General features: G+C 40.3%; 19 protein-coding genes and 1 pseudogene. 13 read left to right on the top strand and 7 right to left on the bottom strand.

The annotated features are described in order from the left end of the window. Positions 1-145: 145 nt before the first annotated feature. The 4 genes from ABWY16_RS05320 (at position 146) to ABWY16_RS05305 (ending at position 5,725) form a co-directional block, all read left to right on the top strand. Entirely contained in the window at positions 146-412 is a 267-nt protein-coding gene (locus ABWY16_RS05320; protein ID WP_353903618.1) for a helix-turn-helix domain-containing protein, read from the top strand. A gap of 104 nt (positions 413-516) precedes the next feature. Further along, positions 517-2,952 (top strand): glycoside hydrolase family 95 protein, encoded by a 2,436-nt coding sequence (locus ABWY16_RS05315; protein WP_353903617.1) that lies wholly within the window; start codon positions 517-519, stop codon positions 2,950-2,952. Between the two features lie 46 nt (positions 2,953-2,998). Then, positions 2,999-4,228 (top strand): sugar MFS transporter, encoded by a 1,230-nt coding sequence (locus ABWY16_RS05310; protein WP_353903616.1) that lies wholly within the window; start codon positions 2,999-3,001, stop codon positions 4,226-4,228. A 114-nt stretch (positions 4,229-4,342) separates the two neighbouring features. Beyond that, entirely contained in the window at positions 4,343-5,725 is a 1,383-nt protein-coding gene (locus tag ABWY16_RS05305) for an amidohydrolase family protein (protein ID WP_353903615.1), read from the top strand. 8 nt (positions 5,726-5,733) lie between these two features. Here ABWY16_RS05305 and ABWY16_RS05300 read toward each other — a convergent pair whose 3' ends face one another. Together ABWY16_RS05300 and ABWY16_RS05295 are read right to left on the bottom strand one after the other, a co-directional pair. Next, a complete protein-coding gene (locus tag ABWY16_RS05300; RefSeq protein WP_353903614.1) occupies positions 5,734-6,054 on the bottom strand; it encodes a hypothetical protein in 321 nt (106 codons plus the stop codon). A 324-nt stretch (positions 6,055-6,378) separates the two neighbouring features. Then, positions 6,379-6,675, bottom strand: a complete 297-nt coding sequence (locus tag ABWY16_RS05295) for a Dabb family protein (RefSeq protein ID WP_353903613.1) — start codon at positions 6,673-6,675, stop codon at positions 6,379-6,381. A gap of 46 nt (positions 6,676-6,721) precedes the next feature. On the opposite strand from ABWY16_RS05295, the gene ABWY16_RS05290 reads away from it, so the two are divergent. The 3 genes from ABWY16_RS05290 (at position 6,722) to ABWY16_RS05280 (ending at position 9,611) form a co-directional block, all read left to right on the top strand. Next, positions 6,722-7,696, top strand: a complete 975-nt coding sequence (locus ABWY16_RS05290) for a GlxA family transcriptional regulator (protein WP_353903612.1) — start codon at positions 6,722-6,724, stop codon at positions 7,694-7,696. Between the two features lie 243 nt (positions 7,697-7,939). Next, positions 7,940-8,722: a glycerophosphodiester phosphodiesterase gene (locus ABWY16_RS05285; protein WP_353903611.1), complete on the top strand. Its 783-nt coding sequence runs from the start codon at positions 7,940-7,942 to the stop codon at positions 8,720-8,722. 49 nt (positions 8,723-8,771) lie between these two features. Then, entirely contained in the window at positions 8,772-9,611 is an 840-nt protein-coding gene (locus ABWY16_RS05280) for a ThuA domain-containing protein (protein WP_353903610.1), read from the top strand. Here the strand turns inward: ABWY16_RS05280 and ABWY16_RS05275 are convergent. The 3 genes from ABWY16_RS05275 to ABWY16_RS05265 all read right to left on the bottom strand — a co-directional run bounded on the left by ABWY16_RS05275 (position 9,608) and on the right by ABWY16_RS05265 (position 11,788). After that, positions 9,608-10,405 carry a helix-turn-helix domain-containing protein gene (locus ABWY16_RS05275; protein ID WP_353903609.1) on the bottom strand — a complete coding sequence of 266 codons (798 nt, stop codon included), beginning with the start codon at positions 10,403-10,405 and terminating at the stop codon, positions 9,608-9,610. The two genes, ABWY16_RS05280 and ABWY16_RS05275, sit on opposite strands and share 4 nt — an antisense overlap. Positions 10,406-10,515: 110 nt before the next feature. Continuing rightward, complete coding sequence (locus tag ABWY16_RS05270; RefSeq protein ID WP_353903608.1) at positions 10,516-10,650, bottom strand: hypothetical protein; 135 nt, start codon at positions 10,648-10,650, stop codon at positions 10,516-10,518. A 157-nt stretch (positions 10,651-10,807) separates the two neighbouring features. Then, positions 10,808-11,788, bottom strand: coding sequence for an LCP family protein (locus ABWY16_RS05265; protein ID WP_353903607.1), 981 nt, complete (start codon positions 11,786-11,788; stop codon positions 10,808-10,810). A gap of 369 nt (positions 11,789-12,157) precedes the next feature. Between ABWY16_RS05265 and ABWY16_RS05260 the strand changes: the two genes are divergently transcribed. Continuing rightward, the gene (locus ABWY16_RS05260) at positions 12,158-12,739 is read left to right on the top strand and encodes a hypothetical protein (protein WP_353903606.1); all 582 of its coding nucleotides are present in this window, start codon (positions 12,158-12,160) and stop codon (positions 12,737-12,739) included. 9 nt (positions 12,740-12,748) lie between these two features. On the opposite strand, the gene ABWY16_RS05255 is transcribed toward ABWY16_RS05260, so the two are convergent. Both ABWY16_RS05255 and ABWY16_RS05250 read right to left on the bottom strand, forming a co-directional pair. Next, entirely contained in the window at positions 12,749-14,437 is a 1,689-nt protein-coding gene (locus ABWY16_RS05255; RefSeq protein WP_353903605.1) for a hypothetical protein, read from the bottom strand. A gap of 263 nt (positions 14,438-14,700) precedes the next feature. Then, on the bottom strand, positions 14,701-14,946 hold the full coding sequence (locus ABWY16_RS05250; protein WP_353903604.1) for a hypothetical protein: 246 nt from the start codon (positions 14,944-14,946) through the stop codon (positions 14,701-14,703). A gap of 356 nt (positions 14,947-15,302) precedes the next feature. On the opposite strand from ABWY16_RS05250, the gene ABWY16_RS05245 reads away from it, so the two are divergent. The 5 genes and pseudogenes from ABWY16_RS05245 to ABWY16_RS05225 all read left to right on the top strand — a co-directional run. Then, positions 15,303-16,157 carry a beta-1,6-N-acetylglucosaminyltransferase gene (locus ABWY16_RS05245; RefSeq protein ID WP_353903603.1) on the top strand — a complete coding sequence of 285 codons (855 nt, stop codon included), beginning with the start codon at positions 15,303-15,305 and terminating at the stop codon, positions 16,155-16,157. A gap of 403 nt (positions 16,158-16,560) precedes the next feature. Beyond that, positions 16,561-16,971 carry a response regulator gene (locus tag ABWY16_RS05240; protein ID WP_353903602.1) on the top strand — a complete coding sequence of 137 codons (411 nt, stop codon included), beginning with the start codon at positions 16,561-16,563 and terminating at the stop codon, positions 16,969-16,971. After that, positions 16,971-18,032, top strand: a complete 1,062-nt coding sequence (locus tag ABWY16_RS05235; RefSeq protein ID WP_353903601.1) for a sugar transferase — start codon at positions 16,971-16,973, stop codon at positions 18,030-18,032. Before ABWY16_RS05240 ends, ABWY16_RS05235 begins: the two co-directional genes overlap by 1 nt. Positions 18,033-18,062: 30 nt before the next feature. Continuing rightward, positions 18,063-18,746: a TolC family protein gene (locus tag ABWY16_RS05230; RefSeq protein WP_353903600.1), complete on the top strand. Its 684-nt coding sequence runs from the start codon at positions 18,063-18,065 to the stop codon at positions 18,744-18,746. 17 nt (positions 18,747-18,763) lie between these two features. Continuing rightward, positions 18,764-19,357 (top strand): annotated as a pseudogene (locus tag ABWY16_RS05225) (exopolysaccharide transport family protein); the annotation flags it as partial.

The raw sequence follows: 19,357 nt of genomic DNA, 5'->3' as shown, positions 1-19,357 counted from the left end.
TAGAAAATAATTTTCTTAATTTGTCTTTTGAGGGTATTTTGTTGCTATAGTAGCAAATTATCCTGACACTGATGTATCTAAAATACATTCCTGTACGTTGTATTATTGTTTGTAATGAATTATAACCGTCATTATTGATTTTCAAATGAAAGCAAACCTGAGAATTGATCCCATCGAACAGCATGTAATCGATATTGTTCGTAAATTGAGGAGAACTAAAAGAATGAGGCAGCAGGATCTTGCCAAGATCCTGAATACGAGTTCATCTTTTATCGGCAACGTTGAAAACGGGCGCAACCCTGCCAAATATAACCTCAAACATATCAGCAGGCTGGCCGAACATTTCGACCTGTCCCCCAGATATTTTCTTCCTGAAAACAGTATGCCGGTAAAAAAAGAGATGTTCAATTAAGGGGCATCAGCTATTTTTATTTAAAGAAAATATTGTCTAACTATGCCCGGACATCGTGAATAGTCGAAGCATAACTAATGAGAATTTTTTTAACCGGTTTATTAATGTTTACAGGCTGTTATGCTTTTTCCCAGCAGACAGCACCTTTAAAATTATGGTATAACAAGCCATCTGCAGAATGGGTAGAAGCTTTACCTGTAGGTAATGGCAGAATTGGCGCAATGGTATTTGGCGGGGTAGAGGAAGAAGTTCTGCAGCTTAACGAAAGTACGCTATGGAGCGGTGGCCCGGTGAAAGATAACGTCAATCCGGAAGCAGCTTCATACCTCCCGCAGGTGCGGGAAGCTTTACTCAAACATGAAAATTATTCAGAAGCAGAGCTGCTGACAAGAAAAATGCAGGGGCTCTATTCTCAATCTTACCTGCCCATGGGAGATATCCTGATCAGGCAGGATTTTCATGGTGCAAAACCCTCAGCCTATTACCGCGACCTGAACCTGCAGAACGCTGTTGCGCATACCCGGTTTACGGTGAAAGGCGTAACTTACAGTCGTGATATTTTCACTTCTGCTCCCGATAACATTATGGTAATACGTCTGACGACCAGTAAAAAAGGATCCCTGACACTGAACGTCACAGCGAAAAGCTTGTTAAAATATACACTTTCTTCGCAGTCAGGTAATGAAATTGTGCTTTCGGGGAAAGCTCCGGTAAATGTAAATCCTACCTATTATAATCCAAAAGGAGTTGAGCCTGTAACATATGATGATAAGGATGGCTGCGGCGGAATGCGTTACCAATACCGGGTTCATGCAGAACATACAGGCGGAACTGTCTCGGTAAAGGGAGCTGTTATTCAGATTAAAAATGCAAATGAGGTGATCCTGTATGTGGCGGCAGCTACCAGTTTCAACGGCTTTGACCGCTGCCCGGACAGGGATGGGAAAGATGAAAAAAAGTTGACTGCCAGCCTGATCAGCAATGCCCTGAAAAAGAAGTATCTCCGGTTATACAATAGTCATCTGGCCGATTACCAGAAATATTTTAACAGAGTTGTATTCTATCTTAAAGACAGTCATCCGCAAACAGTATTACCTGCAGATGAACGTTTGAAGGCATATGCACGAGGGGCAACTGATCCTTCTCTTGAGACACTTTACTTCCAGTATGGACGATACCTGCTGATCTCTTCATCGCGACCGGGTGGACCACCTGCAAATTTACAGGGCATATGGAATAAGGAACTCCGTGCTCCCTGGAGTTCAAACTATACAATTAATATCAATACGCAGATGAATTACTGGCCGGCAGAGGTCACTAATCTTTCTGAAATGCATGAGCCTCTACTCAACTGGCTGGAGGCACTGTCTGAAACGGGTAAAGTTACAGCCAGGCAGTTTTACCACGCCAATGGCTGGGTGGCACATCACAATTCCGATATCTGGGCAATCAGCAATGCAGTAGGAGACAAAGGTGCAGGAGATCCTGTATGGGCCAACTGGGCTATGGGGGGCGACTGGCTCACGAGGCACCTCTATGAACATTACCTGTACACCGGAGATACGAAGTTCCTTGCTCAGAAGGCTTATCCCCTGATGAAAGGTGCCGCGGAGTTTACGCTCGACTGGCTGGTGGAGGATAAAGACGGATACCTGGTTACGGCACCATCCACCTCACCAGAAAATAAGTTCAGGGATCTCAATGGGAAGGAGCAGGGCGTTTCTGTAGCTACAACAATGGATATGTCTATCATCAGGGACCTGTTCAATAACGTAATTGCAGCATCCGAAAAACTAGGAATGGATGAAGGATTCAGGGACACGCTGATTGCAAAGAGAAGCAAACTGTATCCTTTAAGGATCGGGAAAAAAGGGCAACTGCTGGAATGGTATAAGGATTTTGAAGAAACGGATGTGCATCACCGCCACATCTCACATTTATATGGTTTGTATCCCGGAACGGAAATTTCGCCCCTTCACCCTGATTTCTTTCAGGCCGCAAGGACTACCCTTGAACTGCGCGGGGACGAGGGAACGGGCTGGAGCAAAGCCTGGAAAATTAACTGGTGGGCGAGGCTGCGCGATGGCAATCATGCCTATAAGCTGATCCGCGATCTGCTTAGATACGTAGAACCAAACGGGGGCAAATCCAGGGTAGGCGGAACGTATCCTAATTTTTTTGATGCCCATCCCCCGTTCCAGATTGATGGTAACTTTGCTGGTACGGCAGGTATGGCAGAAATGCTGTTGCAGAGTCACCTTGGTTACCTTGATTTGCTGCCGGCGCTGCCCGGAGCATGGGCTGAAGGAAGCATCACCGGTCTGAAAGCCAGAGGGGGATTTGAGGTAAATATGAAATGGAAAGCGCAGGAACTTAGCAGTGCGGAAATCAGGTCAGTACTTGGTCTGGATTGCGTTGTACATTCTCATGTACCGCTGAAAATCAGTGGTACAACTGTGGTGTCTGTAAAAACAGCTGAGGATTATACGCTTTCATTCAAGACCCTGAAGGGGAAAATTTATAAACTGCAGAAATTTTAACACGCTGAAATAAATGCCTAACTTATACGGTATTTTAAAAATTCTTATGGCAGAAAAAGCAACATTTACAGACAAAAAATACCTGGTTACACTGGCCTTTGTTACCTCCCTCTTTATGTTATGGGGTATAGCTATTACTATGGCAGATGTACTGAACAAGCACTTTCAGCATGTGCTCAGCCTGAATAAGACGCAATCTGCATTTGTACAGTTTGCTGTATTCGGAGCATATTTTGTAATGGGCATTCCAGCCGGGTTATTTATGAAACGTTATGGCTATAAAAAAGGCGTACTGCTGGGACTTTCACTCTTTGCCACAGGTGCCTTCCTTTTTGTTCCGGCGGCTTATACTTCGTCATTTGGTTTTTTTGGGTTCGCTCTTTTTATTCTGGGCTGTGGGCTGTCCACACTTGAAACAGTTGCCCATCCATTTGTTGCGTCGCTGGGCGATCAGCGCAGCAGTGACCAGCGGATTAATTTTGCGCAGTCGTTCAACGCAGTAGGGGCGATGATTGGCCCTTTTATAGGTTCATATTTCCTTTTGCGAACCAACATTCCGGGCAGCACAGATCTTACTTCTGTGAGGATCTTATACACGGTAATTGGTGTAGTGATTGCACTGATCGCTGTTTCCTTCTCATTTGTTACTGTACCAGCGACTACAGATCCGCATGTTGTTGCAGCAGATCCTGAAGCCTCCAATGTAGATGTTGCCCCCGGGAAAAAACTGTTTGAACACCGCCATTTTGTATGGGCTGTCATCGCCCAGTTTTTCAACGTTGCTGCACAGGCTGGTACCTGGGCCTTCTTTATCAATTACGGACATGAAAAAATGGGCTTTACAGATCTGAAAGCGGGAAATTTTATGATCCTGTTTATGGGGATGATGTTAACAGGCCGCTTTGTTGGTACCTTTCTTATGCGGGTGATCGCCCCAAATAAGTTGCTGGCTGCTTTTGCGCTGTCAAATATTGTCATGTGCATTATTGTTGCACAGAGCCTGGGCTGGCCTTCATATATTGCTTTGCTGATGATTAATTTTTTCTTTAGTATCATGTTCCCCACAATTTTTAGCCTCGGTATTAAAAACCTGGGTGTCCATACTCAGCAAGCTTCTTCATTTATCTCAATGGGAGTGGTTGGCGGTGCATTTTTTCCCTTTATTATGGGAAGAGTGGCGGACAGCGCAGGCGTAGCAAATGCTTATTACCTGCCAATTATTTGTTACCTGGTGATCTTCCTTTTTGGAGCAAAGTTTTTTAAGGTACAGCACTAAATAAAATTGCAACCAGTCTCTGTATATTCAGCACCGTATAAAGCTGATCGATTGTGATCCGTCAAACAATATGTCAGGGAAAGACGTTATTTTATCAATCAATGATTGTAACTTATGAATGCTTTATCGACTAAATACCTGCGTAATTCCATCCTGTCAGTTTCACTGTCAGCAGTCCTTCTGCTATCCTGTACAGATAAAAATAAGTCTGACGCTGCAGAGGCGGTACTCTTCAGAGACGTTACCCTTATCGACGGAAATGGTGGTGCTCCAATTGAACACACTGATATGCTGATACAGGCTGATACGATTGCCGCTATTGGGAAGAACCTGGACACTGCAGGGGTAAAAGTTATAAACCTTACCGGTAAGACCATTATGCCTGCCCTGATCAGTACGCACGTACACGTAGGTACCCTAAAAGGAACCACAACAAAATCTGTAAATTATACACGGGCAAACATTCTTGCACAGCTGAAGAAATATGAAGATTATGGCGTAGGAACGATTCAGGTTATGGGAACGGACAGGCCCATGTTATTTGCCAGCGGATTGCGGGACTCATCGCTGAACGGACTTCTGCCCGGAGCCAGAATGTATTCTGCAGGATACGGTTTTGGTGTACCCCAGAATGCACCGCCGGTAGATTTCGGAATGGATCAGGTATATCGTCCTGTTAGTGCAGGCCAGATCCCCTCAGAAATGGATAGCCTGGCGAAGCTAAAGCCTTCGGTGGTAAAAATGTGGGTAGACGATTTTGGTGGCAAGTTCAAAAAGATGGATCCGGCAGTCTACCAGGCAATTATTACAGAAGCACACAAACATCATATACGCGTTGCTTCACACCTCTATTATGCAGCTGACGCCCGTAAACTGGTAGCTAACGGAATTGATATAATCGGGCATAGCATTCGCGACACTGTAATTGATGACGCGCTGATCGCTCAGATTAAAGCTAAAGGTGTCGCATATATTCCAACTTTATCGCTTGATGAATACGCCTACATCTATGCCCGCAAACCGGAGTGGATTGATGACGAATTTTTTAAAGCCTCGCTTGAACCTGGTGTATATGCAATGATCACCTCCAAAAAATACCAGGATAATTTAAAAAAATCTCCTGCCTATCCGAAAAGTGTAGCTGCTTTTGAGACTGCACTTCGGAATCTAAAAAAATTATATGTTGCAGGTGTACTCGTAGCTATGGGTACAGATTCTGGTGCCACTCCTGTACGTGCACAGGGATTTTCTGAACACCTGGAACTGGAACTCATGGTACAGGCGGGATTAACCCCTCTTCAGGCAATTGGTATTGCCACAAAGAATTCTGCAGAGCTGCTGCGGATTGCCGCTGATTATGGTACTCTTGAAAAAGGAAAAAAAGCAGATCTGATCATTCTTACAAATAATCCGGCAACAAATATCAAGAACACCCGCTCAATTGAAGCTGTCTATAAAGCAGGTAAAGCAGTGAGTAAAGGTCCGCTAAATAAATAATGGATGATCTATGAATGCACCATGCGGTATATTTCCTGCATGTATGTAGCTTCGGCCAGGGCAGAAAAGAAATTGTACCATTCTTCCCTTGTAAACACAAGGCTGATATCCGGATAAGGCGTGGCAAGAACAACAATCTCCACGCCGTCTGGTGAATTCTCTAAATAATTATCAAAATCAAGGTCATTCGTTACCTCTACGAAAGAACTAAACTGGGAGAAGGTAAAGCTGATCAGCACACCTTTATTCCAGATATTTACCATTTTACAATTTACACACTGCGTTACGGCAATGTTTCCTTTTCTGGCGATAACAGTTGGTTTGCACATACTGGGTAAAGTCTATATTTACAAATATCTAATTATTTAGAATAATTCCAAATAACTTTTAGAATATTGTTGCTTTTACCTGCGGAAAATTTTGAAGGTTTTAAATCCCGTTTTAGTGAAATACGAGAGTACGCTGACAAGCCTAAAGTGTTGCAGATCTGAATTAAATAGGTGTCAATGAGATAAAGCTATAAAAAGAAGTGTTGAACCAGGGTTGATGTATCAGGATTGCGTGAGACATAATGCAATGCGTCTGGCATACGGGCTAAAACTTGGTAAATAATGATAAACAGGGTAGTTAAGATAATACCCTGCTTATTATGATTATTGTGCGTCGTAAATCACAACTTTATCGAATAAAATCCTGAACTCATCCAAAAAAGCTTTGTGCAAATCATGCACCTGATAAACATCGTGCCCGGCAAGGTCTTCAAAGAAAAGTACCAGAGAAAAAGTATAAGTAACATCCACTACAGCTCTTTCAATAGGGGCAGGTGTACCTACATGAAACTGAGTAACAGTTTCGATTTTCTCCAGTGATTCAAGCCCTTTTCTGAAAGCAGCTTTTTGATCTTCGGTAGTATCGGCTTTTAACCAAAATAAAACGTGGTGAGATAGCATATGATATTTGTTTTTTTTGCAAATTTAAGTATTAAAACCAAACCAAATGATAAACCTGGGACTCCTTTTAACAAATCAGTATAGATTATTGAGTGTTGCAGCCATACTGGATGTATTTGAAACGGTAAATGCGCTCTACTTTGACGAAGGTCAGGATGCACCATTTCAGATCACGCTATTTTATGATGAAACCGCTCAAAATTCTGGTACAACTGCTTTTTTTCCGGGATATCAGCCGCTAAAGATCAGTGGTGCTGATACACAGGACCTGATTTTAGTGCCTTCATTCCTGAATGAAAACATTGCAGCTGCAATTCATGAGAACCATACGGCAATCCTGTGGCTCAGACAGCAGTACAACGCAGGAGCAGGTCTGGCCAGCTTTTGTACCGGTGCTTTTTTACTGGCGGCAACCGGATTGCTCAACGGCAGAATTGCCACTACGCACGTAGATGCATGCAAGGCTTTTACGAGCACTTTTCCTGAAGTAAAACTGGAAGCCGAAAAAACGGTTACTCAGGATGGGAGACTGTATACCAGCGGAGGCGCAACTTCAAGTTTTCACCTGATGCTTCATCTCATACAGCTGCATTGCGGCAAGGAAGTAGCCGTAAGAATTGCAAAGTTATTTGCCATAGATATGGACAGACAAAGACAATCCTACTTCAGCACATTCCATATTTCGAGAAATCATAGCGACGACCTGGTGGCAATGGCGCAGCAAAAGATCGAGACAGCTTATCATAATACAGGTACCATTGAAGAGATGATCAAGGATATTCCTGCCAGCAGGAGAAATATAGTCCGGCGCTTTAAACAGGTTACAGGTATTACACCCATTGAATATCTGCAGCAAACGCGTATCGAAGCTGCCAAAAAGCTTCTGGAGCAGACAGTCGAACAGATGACAGAAGTCATTTACAAATCAGGCTATAATGATCCCAAAGCTTTCAGGAAAGTATTCAGGAAAACTGTTGGAATGACACCCAGTGAGTATAGAGAGAAGTTCTACGTCGGTTGATTGACATGTTCAGGCTTTGTTCATATTTTAGTTTGTGTTGGAACGGGGCTGAGACGGTGTTGAAACGGGGTTGGAACGGGGTTGGGTCGGCTGCAGCTGAACCAATTCCGTTCTAACCCCGTTTGAATTGCTTTTCAAAGCTGTTTCAGTACAAAGCAATGTACATACAATGCCTTATTGACAAATGATTTGTTAACATTACAGTCATCAGTATATAACATGCAATCCTTATTTTCGCGGGATATGAAACAATTATTTTTTCTGATCGGACTTCTCTTTATCGCTTTTAGCGGTAACGCACAAAAAATGAAATGGAACAAAAACAGTGTAATCGCACACCGCGGTGCATGGAAAAAAAACAATCTTCCTGAAAATTCTATAGCATCGCTAAAGGAAGCTATACGTCTGAAATGTTATGGTTCTGAGTTTGATGTCCATCTTACAAAAGACAGTGTAATTGTGGTAAACCATGATGACGTATTCAAAGGGATGACAATTGGTAATTCAACATATGCAGAACTACAGCAGCAGCTACACGCAAATGGAGAGCAGATCCCTACACTGGAAAGCTATCTCAAAGAAGGAATGAAGCAAAAAGGAACCAAGCTGATACTGGAAATCAAGATGGCGAAAACACCGGAAACTACCATTGCACTGACAGATGCTGCAGTAAAAATGGTAAAGAGGCTAAAGGCTGATGCCTGGGTAGAATATATCAGTTTCAGCTATCCTGCAGTTCAGAGAGTACTGCAGTTGGATCCTGCTGCTAAAACAGCATTCCTTGCTTTTACCAAAGGAGAGGTTGCACTTGAAAGATTGAAGGAAGACCATATCGCACAGGCCGATTATTTTTATACTATATATAAAGAAGGCGACTGGTTTAAAAAAGCGAAGGAACTGGGTATTACAATAAATGCCTGGACAGTTAACAAAGAAGAGGATATGAAATGGCTGATTGATGAGAAAGCCGAATTCATTACCACAAATGAGCCGGAGCTGCTTTTTGATCTGTTAAAAAAGAACTAGTATTTTTCCATAGCTTTAATAGATTTATTAAATCAGATCTGTTGAAGCTATGGAATTTAAAAGAATTGTATTAACCCTGATTACCGGGCTTCTGCTTTGCTTGTCTATCAGAGCTGTTAAGGCTCAGGCAAAAACGCCGAAGTTTAAAGTTATAGCATTTTACACTGCTAAAAATGATCATGCACATATCAGCTACGTGCATGAGGCCAATAAATGGTTTCCCAGGATGGCTTTAAAGTACAACTTCAGCTATGACTCCACCTCCAACTGGAGCAATATGAATGCGGAATTTCTCTCCAATTACCAGGTGGTTCTTTTTCTGGATACCAGACCGGAAGAACCCATACAAAGAGCGGCTTTTGAAAAATACATGGAAACCGGGGGAGGCTGGATAGGGTTTCATTTTGCCGCATTTGCCCTGACACCTTCTGACTTTCCACAGAACTGGGACTGGTATCATCATCATTTCCTGGGATCTGGTAGTTATGGCAGTAATACCTGGAGACCTACCTCTGCAATTTTGCGTGTAGAGAACAGGAAACATCCTGTAACCAGCCGTTTACCGGAAACTTTTAAAGCAGCGGCCAATGAATGGTACCGATGGTCTGAAGATCTCAGGACCAATCCCGATATCAGGATATTACTGTCTGTAGACTCTTCCAGCTTCCCGCTCGGAACCGGGCCTAAACAAAGTGAGATCTGGCATAGCGGATATTATCCTGTGGCCTGGACGAATATAAAATACAGGATGGTATATATCAATATGGGACATAATGATATGGACTATGAAAACCACACTATAAAAGATCTTTCTTCGAGCTTCTCAAGCGAAACGCAGAACGAATTTCTGCTCCGTTCACTATTCTTCGCAGCAAAAAAGAAATTTTAAATAGAAGCAGGGGATTTACCAAATGTGTTTTTAAATGCAAAGGAAAAATGCGAAAGGTCTTCAAAACCAACTTCAAGGTAAACTGCCGATGGTTTCATTCTCTTTTCCCGGATCAGGTGATAAGCCTCTTTAAGTCTTCTCTGTTGTAGCCATTTGCTGGGAGAAGTATGAAAAATCTTTGCAAAATCCCTTTTAAAAGTAGCGAGGCTTCTGCCTGTCAGGTAAGCAAAGCGGTCCAATCCAACGTTGAATCTGAAATGCGTATTCATGAAATTTTCAAGATCAATTTTTGAGGGTTCATAGAAGTCGAACAAGAATTGGGCTGCCTCCTTATCCAGATAAAGAATAAGCATGAGTGCCTCTCTGACTTTTAATGCTGTTAAACCCTGGTCTGTTTGCTCCTGCTGGTATGCTGTAAGGGAAGAAGCATAACTGGTGTAAAGTGGGTTAGCTGAAAGTAATGTCACTGGTGCCCCTGTGTAAAGTGGCTGAACTGGTATGCTGTTCGCTAAAGAATAATCTTTGAGTGTTGTCTGATCAAAAGATACGCTTACGGATTTAAATTCACCATTCGCGGCTGGTAATTTATTCACCCTGACCAACTGGTCCCGTTTGATCAGCACTGTATCTCCGGCTGCAAAACTGCAGGTATCACTAATAGTCTTTAATGATATATTACCAGATAAGATATGGATAAGGTAATGCTCCTTTACAAAGGACTCTGCCTCTCTGATTTTCTCAGAATGGCATGAATAAAGCAACCGGGGTAAATCTTTATTTCTTGCAGCAGGCATAAGCAAATATAACAAATTATAGCTTTGCTCAGCGGAGAGATTCTTTCATTATCCTTAAGCCTGGTACCATTCCAGGGAATGGACCAGGATTAGGCTATATGTGAGAGTATTTAGTAATTTAAGTATGAGATTACGCCAGTAGACAAGGCATAGAACAGTGTAATAAAAATTGCTACGCTACCGATGGTGATCATCCATTTTCTTGCTAAAGGGCTGAAAGGGCTGTAATGTTGTTGAGAGTTCATGTTAAATAGATTAGGGTCTATAATACCATAAACTAAGATTATGCCATTTTAAGTTTTAGGAAAAGAATGTCACATATAACATGTGACAGCACTATTTCTTTTAAACAGGATTTTTCCGTCAACAACTCATATGGGATACTATTTCCCGACTGGGGTTTTATTTCCCCGGTTTTATCCCTTTGTAAATGAAATTGTGCAAGGCCTCAGTAGTCTTGATCATATCAGCTGAAAGGTAGTAGACATTATTGATCCTGACTCCTTTACTCGATGAGTCCAATGGGAATCGGGCCGTTTCAATAGACTTACTTTTTGAATTGAGAATAGTTCCGCCAATCGAAAATAATTCCATGCTGGACATGCTGGTTTCGAGAAAGGGGAGTATCTGTGACATTAGTACCGGTAACATTGCAGAACCTCCGCCCTGCATTTTGTAGAAAAGGGCAATCAGCACAGTTCTTTGTCTTTCAGTTCTTTCAAAATCTCCGCGGCCTACTGCTCTGATCCTGGTATAGGCGACGGCTTGTTTGCCGGTAAGGCGCTGATATCCTGGCTGAGCAACATTATCCGGCGGGATATTATCTATGATAGATATTTCTTTCAGATAATTATTGAGATAAGGTATTTCTTCTGGTTTTACAGCTACCTCGACACCGCCCAGTGCATCTATCATTTTGGCTGTGGTAAAGAAATCTACATTGAAATAATCTTTAATGTCTAATCCGAAATTCTGGTTAATAGTTTTTATGGCAAGTTGAGGTCCTCCAATCGCATAAGCTGCATTGATTTTGTCCATTCCCTTGCCTTCTATATTGACGTAGGTATCTCTGAGTATGGAAGACATCTTTATCGTTTTGGTTACCTGATCAATAGTGATGATCATGATGACATCCGAATTTCCTTCCTTATCTGAACTACGCCTGTCAACTGCAAAAAGTGCAATATTCAGAGGAGGGTTTTTCATTGCAGCAACCCTGGCCTGTACTTTAGCAGAAATTCCCAGTGCTGCCGGGGTTTTTGCGAATTTGTGAACAGGCTCTGCAGGAATGACCAGTGGAGGAAGGCCTGTTGTGTCCTGCGCATGAGTTTCTGCGAAGGAGAATAAAAAAGTAATAAGGAGGCTGGAGAAGAGATACTTCATGTTTGAATTTGAGATGTAAGCGGGTGCAATTTTTTGCAAATTATGTGCTATTTTATTAGAATTCAAAAAATATCGAAGTATATTCATGAAAATGAAGTATTTGGAGATAATTTTATACATTTGAAACATAGTACCATCAGGAAAAACCCCTGGTCTGAAAGCACTCCTATGAAATCTCACTCATTGCAGCACCATCTTAAGTTTTTTTTTCTGTGGTTTTTTTCAATCATCCTTGTCCTCATCTATCTGTTTTTGATCGTCTGGACATTTTGTTATACGTTATTTGTTTGTTATCTCTTAGTTGCTGCTTTTTCAGCCTGTATTATCATTTATCTGCTGCACAAAAGTAAGCGGCAGGCTATAAGGTTCTTGTTACTGGGATTATTTCTTTTTTGTGTACTCAGCCCTTTCAATCTAAAGCAGTACAACCGCAGGGCAGAACAGCTGCAAAACAGGATCAATCATAAAGGAGAACTGAGTACCAAAGAAAAAATGGGCGTCTACGGATGTTTGCTGATGATTACTGTATTTGATCTGATTCCTTTTCCTGAAGCGGCAACGGAGAACTATTATTTACTGTTTCCTTCAAAAGACGGTCAAAGGTTTTTCTATGATCAGTCTATCTTAAAATCTCCAAGTATCCAAAGGGCACTGAAATTAAAAGCAAAAGGTTATATAGAGTGGAACAGGTGGAATTTTGTCCGCAACAAGGATTTCAGATACGCCATCGCATTTGACCCCTGTACGGTGACAACATCCGAGAAGGATGGATATAAGCAAGTCATACTGACTACTGATTTTGGTTACAGGCAAAATTTTGTGACTACACACGCAAGTAACTTTCTAAGGGGCTTGTTTACCTTCAGGGTAGATGAGGGCTTATTCTTTTACCTTCAGCAAAAGGGTTGGCTGCACCCCTACAAAGCAATCTGGATAGCAAAAATAAAATGATCATCAGTATCAGCGTCCATAATATTGCCACATAAATGGCAGCCATTTGCCCGCTGTTTTCAATATCCAGGGTTCCTTTATACTTTTATCAGTATGGGACGGCCAGATAAAACAAGCCTGTGATCCGGCCATGTACTCCTCATTAACTTCCTGAAGATGGAAGTCGGCTAACCTGTAAGGAATATGGTTTGCAGAAAATCTAATCCGGTTACTTTTTGACTCGCCCAGATCGACGAGTACCGTTTGTGAAGACGATTTCAACAGGGCCAGCTGATAGTTGATTTTAGAAGTCACAATCATATTGAAGAAAAAACCAGCGGAACAAAAAGCCAGGTTAATCACCAAAGCTGTATAAATGCATATTTTAAGCAGCTGATACCGGTTTTTAAATAATACTTCCGCCGTCAGGAGTAAGGTGAGGGGGAGCAGCCAGAATTGCGGTACATACCTTGCCCACCACGATTCAGGCATAACAATAATTGAGATGATAATAAAAACTAAACCCCAGGTCATATTTCCGATAAATGCTTCTTTCCCGGCATTCAGGTAAAGGAGTACTGCCAGAATAATTGATAAAAGGACAATTCCGCTGAACATAGGCCCAAAGCCACCCAGCCGTGAATCTACCATAGGCGCATGAGCCAAATCGATTTTATTGAAGGTGAACGGTACTTTGATCTCTACCGGGTAAATGCTGTTTGGATAAATGTTATCTGTCCTTGAAAAAAGCGCGGTAAAAAATCTTTCTAAACCGTTTTTGTTTTCAAAGCCGGCTGGCAGGTTCAGCGCATAAATGATGTCTACTTTATTTTTTCCCATAAGCGGGTAAAGTGGGTGCCCAAAGTTTACAGTATTGGTTATATAGGGATTAAATCCACAAACGATCGCGATTAGACCGGCAACCACCGATGTCCACCATAATTGTTTCGCTACCACATAATTTTTCTTCCATAATGCCCATATCAGGTATCCTCCAATGAACACTGCAATATACAGTACAGCTGTAAACTTCACATTCACCAGCAGAAATACAGTCAGAAAAAGCATAAAAAAGTAGACCGTTCGGGGTGTTTGTAAAATATATAGTCCCAAAATTATCAGGCACAGTAAAAGCGCGCCCATCGGGCCGTCAACATAATAAGTTAGCAACTGATTTAAAACAATAGGATTACAGGCAATGATAAAAGACAGTAAAAAAGCTTTGAATACCGACGTCCATTGATTGCGCAGGATAAATGAAAGTGTGAAAAAGAAGCTCGCAAGCCATATCATAAAATTTGCCGCTTTACCTGCTTCGATAGTATTAAAAGTGCAATTAATTGCGGCTCCCACTGTTTCCATTCCTTTTGCATAATGATTCACCCATAAGGCCTGGTTCACTGTGTTCGGTAATTGTTCGTAGAAAGGATTCCATCCATGCTTCATCTGGATCATCGCTTCCATGTGATAAGCCTGGCCGTCAAATGAGATGTCATAAAAATAGGATGCCATTGCAACAAAAATCAATACAAATCCCAGTGTCATTCCAAATAGCATTAAAATACTTACTGGCTGTTCTTTTTCATGATTGCTAAGGAAATAATAACTCAATGCACAAGCCGCAAGGGTTCCTATTGGAAAATGCCAGGCAGTCATGGTTATCCTCAGGAAAAAACAGATGGAACTAAACAGGAAAGTAAAGGCTAATATGCTTACCAATAGGAAACCGGTATAAAAACAAAGCCTTGAGAGTTTATTAGAATCTTGTATTGTCATTTTTTTTTAGATGCGAAGGAAACTGCTGTTATCCTAATAAATATACTGTCTTTTAGCGATTTTAAAATATAACAATAAAATAAAAATATAGTAGTAAAGATAGGTGATTATACTCAAGTAAGATGTTTTAAAGGCAGTTGATTTTGCTCTATTTACACAAGGAAATGTAAAATAATCCGAGGAATGAGGAATCACAGCAATGTGAGCTAATGTTTGCGCTTCAAAATGTCTACGACGATGGTGTTTTTAAATCTGGAATATTTCATTGAGTAAGTGTTACTGCTATGCTGTTCGCTCAAAAATGTATCGAGCACATTCGAAACGACTTTACCATTTGGATTAATAGCCAGTATTCTGATCATTTGATTCGCATTGGACCTAAGAACTGTTTTTACAGAGGAGTTGGGTTTCGGATAGATAAACCTATCTTCATTTCCTTCTTTGATGTTCATTGTAAATTTTTTGTTGTTCAGGGAATAAACCATCTCACAATCTTTGCATTCCACGCGTAAAATCCCAAATGGTTTTCCTTTACGCAGGTAAAGATAACTGTTGTTCGATAATCGCTCAGTTCCCCGGATAAGGGCAGGTCTGGGCTTTCTTACGCAACTGTACAGCATCAGGAAAGATATGCAAATAATTAATAATGAGAGGTTATGCCTGGTCATAGAATCAAAAATATTCCTATTGCAACTTACTAATATTATAGTTCAATTCCATCCTCATGTATATATTTATTATGTTTTATTAGCCGGAAACTATTATTTTATTCAGATCATTGTGAAAACTTTTATCAAATTTTAAATTCATGAGAGCAGCAATTCTGATACTTGCACATAAAAACGTATGGCAGCTGGAAAAACTTGTAAAAAGACTGAGTCAGGATTTTGATATCTATATCCACGCTGATGCAAAGTGGGATTTAAATACAGCGCTGTTTAAGGATTATAAAAATGTTTTTTTTGTGAAAAGGCACAGTGTTAACTGGGGCAGCTATATTCAGATACTTGCGACTATTGAATTATTTAAAGCATCATTTGCCTGTGATTATGATTACTATTTACTGATCAGCGGTCACGATCTGCCTATTAAAAGCAACGCATTTATAAAAGAATTTATTACTGCCAACAAAGATATGAGCTTTGTTAACAGTGAGCTGATGCCGAAAAAAGAATGGGCCGGGCAGGGCGGAGGATTTGACCGCCTGCACTATTACTTTGGAATTGATTTTAGAAATAACCTGGCGGGAATCCTGAAGAGAAAGGCATTGTCATTCACCCAGCGTATCCAATTGAAATACGGGCTCAAACGCAAACTTTATCCGATCAAATATTATGGAGGCTGGAACTGGGTGAATCTGAACAGACCAGCTATGCAGTATTTAATTCAGTTTCTTGCTGAGAACCCGGCATTTCAGCGGAGTTTTAAATACACCTATTGTGCGGATGAAATCTGGCTGCAGACTATTCTTATGAATTCATCCCTGCCAATCGTAAATGATAATTTGAGGTTTACAGCTTGGGAAGAACATGCTTCTCATCCCAAAACGCTCTTAAGTACTGACCTCGATGCCCTGAAATTATCTGAGGGCATATTTGCAAGAAAATTTGATGCTGAAACAGACAAAGATATTATTAATACAGTATATAAAATGACAGAATAATTTCTTCTGGCATCCCATATCTGTAATAACTGAAACAACAGCAGTCATTTTTTGTAGTATGTGTATGGTTAAGGGGTTTTATGTTTACAAGTAGTTGAAATAATTCCCCTTAAAATCTCATATTTTAATTCCTGATATTAATTCTGAAGAGTGTGGATAAGTTCTTAATAACAATAAGTGTGGATTTCTCGTCATCACTGTATTCTTGTAATAAAATCTGAAATTTGGTTTACAATTTGAATAAGTTTAATGAATCGAAAATCTCACAATTTTAAAAATACGTAAGTAGAAAATGATTTATAAATTGTATTTTTATAGCTATATACTTGATTGATTTATAATAAATGCTAGACCGATATATATATTTAAAAATATATCGCTTACCTAAATACCTACTCTGAAAATGGAAAGTGCATCATTTAATAGAAAGCAGGTTTTGATAGTCGATGATGAACCCAGCATTTTAAAATTGCTAAATTTCATATTATCAAAGCAATACGAGATCCATGCTATGGAAAGCGGTTACAAGGCCCATCTCTGGCTAGAAGACGGCAATTTTCCGGATATTGTCATTCTCGATTTGCATATGCCGCATTTCGATGGTACATCTTTCCTGAAAAGTATAAAAATCAGTGGCTATTACCGTGAAATTCCGGTAATTATCCTTTCGGCTGCTGAAGATCTGGATACTATTGTAGCCAATCTGCCTTTTAAAGTAGAAGCTTATTTTCCCAAACCTTTTAATCCCGAAAGTTTAAAGGAAGAAATTGTTAAAGTTCTGGCTGCACTACCAAAACCTATGTTATATAAATAATGGATTACAATTACAAAGGAATAAGATTAGTCTATTCTGGAACTGAGCTGTCGCAGGAGTCTGCCGCGATCTTGGGGCAGGAATATAATGTGGTCCACGTAGGAGACGCCTCAAAACTGGAGAATTATTTAAGTACCCTTTCTCTTTTCTCTACTCCGGACGTAATCATGATTGAGGTGAATGATGAAGAGTTTGTTTTTTCAATCATTGCCAAAATCAAAAATAATCCGCTGACAAGTGGACTGATTATTGTCCTACTGGGGCACATGCCAGATGTTAAATTGAGATCGAGGGCCATTAAGGCTAAAATACATGACCTGTATTTTTATCCTTATGAAATGGAGCATTTGAAAGACCGCCTGAATTTTTTGATAAAATTCAAGCTGATCAAACCCAATATTGAACAACTGGCAGTTATTAAAAAGGAGAAGGAATATAAAATACCGACAACTAAAAGAATGTTTGATGTGGTATCATCCGGAGGAATACTCCTGGTTGCCTCACCAATTCTTTTACTCATTGCATTATGTATCAAACTGGATTCCAAAGGTCCGGTAATTTACAAAAGTAAAAGGGTAGGTACAGGATATAAGATTTTTGATTTTTATAAGTTCAGGTCGATGAGGGCAGGAGCAGATCAGGAATTGAAAAATCTTTCTGCATTGAACCAGTATGCTGACGACGGCAGCGGTGCAAATGCATTTGTTAAGATCAAGAACGATCCCAGGGTTACCAAGCTCGGAAATTTCTTGAGAAATTCAAGTCTTGACGAAATTCCTCAGTTATTTAATGTATTAAAAGGAGATATGTCACTGGTAGGTAACAGGCCTCTTCCATTGTATGAAGCGGAGATGCTGACCTCCAATGAATGGTCTATGCGGTTTTTAGGTCCTTCGGGATTAACGGGCCTCTGGCAAATCAGTAAAAGGGGAAAAGGCGAGATGTCTGATACGGAGAGAAAGAAGCTGGATAACTTTTATGCAAAGAATTACTCAGTATGGTTTGATATCAGTATTATGCTCAGAACTTTCCCTGCATTGTTTCAAAAAGAAAAAGTATAAAAAAACATAAACAAATAAACATAACTATCAATGAAAAAAATATCTACACTCTCATTTATTATAGCAGTACTTTTCTGTCTGCAGGCATCTGCACAGAATACAATTATGTCTGACGTGAATTATCCGCTGCTGGACAAATACATTTCACTTGCAAAACAGAACTACCCAAGAATGAAAATTTCTGAAGGACAAATGGAATCCTTGAAACAAAATATTTCTATGGCCAAAGTTTCTTTCCTTGACCTCTTCAATGCTTCTTATTATTACAGACCAAATGACAATATAACAAATAACCAACCTGGTCAGATCTATACAGTAAATGGCTGGCAGTTTGGGTTCACTTTTAACCTTGGTACTTATTTACAAAAACCATACGCACTCAAAAAAGCAAAGGCAGATTACAGGGTGTCGGGATATCAATACGAAGACACTCAACTTACTACGACATCTGAAGTAAAACGTCGTTATTATGCTTATTTGCAATCAGTAAGCCAGTTAAAAATCAGGACACAAACTGCTCAGGATAACAAAAACATTTCTGAAACCAGCAGACATAAATTTGAAAGAGGTGAGTTGTCTTTAGATTTATACAACGCTTCGAGAATGTTAGTCTCTACATCATCAACGGACCAGATTCAGGCTGAAGTGAATTATTTAAATGCAAAAGACGCTCTGGAAGAAATTATCGGAAAAAAACTTTCAGAAGTTAAATAGTAAGAATAAAAAAAATAATGGATATAAAATCGTTTCTTAAATTATTAAATCGCTATAAATGGATACTCATTCTTGTACCATTAGTCTCAGCCGTTGCTACCTATTTCCTGGCAAAGCAATTACCAAAAACCTATAGTTCTGAAGCTAAAATAGCAACCGGGATAGTTGACCCTTCTAAACAGGTAGCAGGTGCTGCCACCCTGGACTATTTTAAAATGACTCAGGAGTTTGACAATATCATTGAACAGATGAAAATGAGAAAGATCATGTCTATTCTTTCTTATAACCTTATTATACATGATTTAGATAATCCGAAGGAAACGTTTACTCCATATAGTGAAAAAATAGATTCACTATCAGCCGAGGATAGAAAGAAAGTGGCGGACCTGTACCGCATTAACCTCTCAAAAAAGATACCAGTGAGCCCTGCGGATAACAAAGGGCAGTTCAAATTGTATGATATGGTGAACTCTATGGGATATGGGGACGTAGCTTTGAATAAAGGACTGGAAATCGCTCATAAAGATAACAGTGACTTCATCAGTGTTAAATTTATATCAAATAACCCTTTGCTGTCTGCTTATGTGGTGAATACGCTCAGCAATGAATTC

The organism is Pedobacter sp., from assembly GCF_040513095.1.
Lineage (GTDB): Bacteria > Bacteroidota > Bacteroidia > Sphingobacteriales > Sphingobacteriaceae > Pedobacter.
This window is presented reverse-complemented; position numbering and strand designations above follow the sequence as displayed.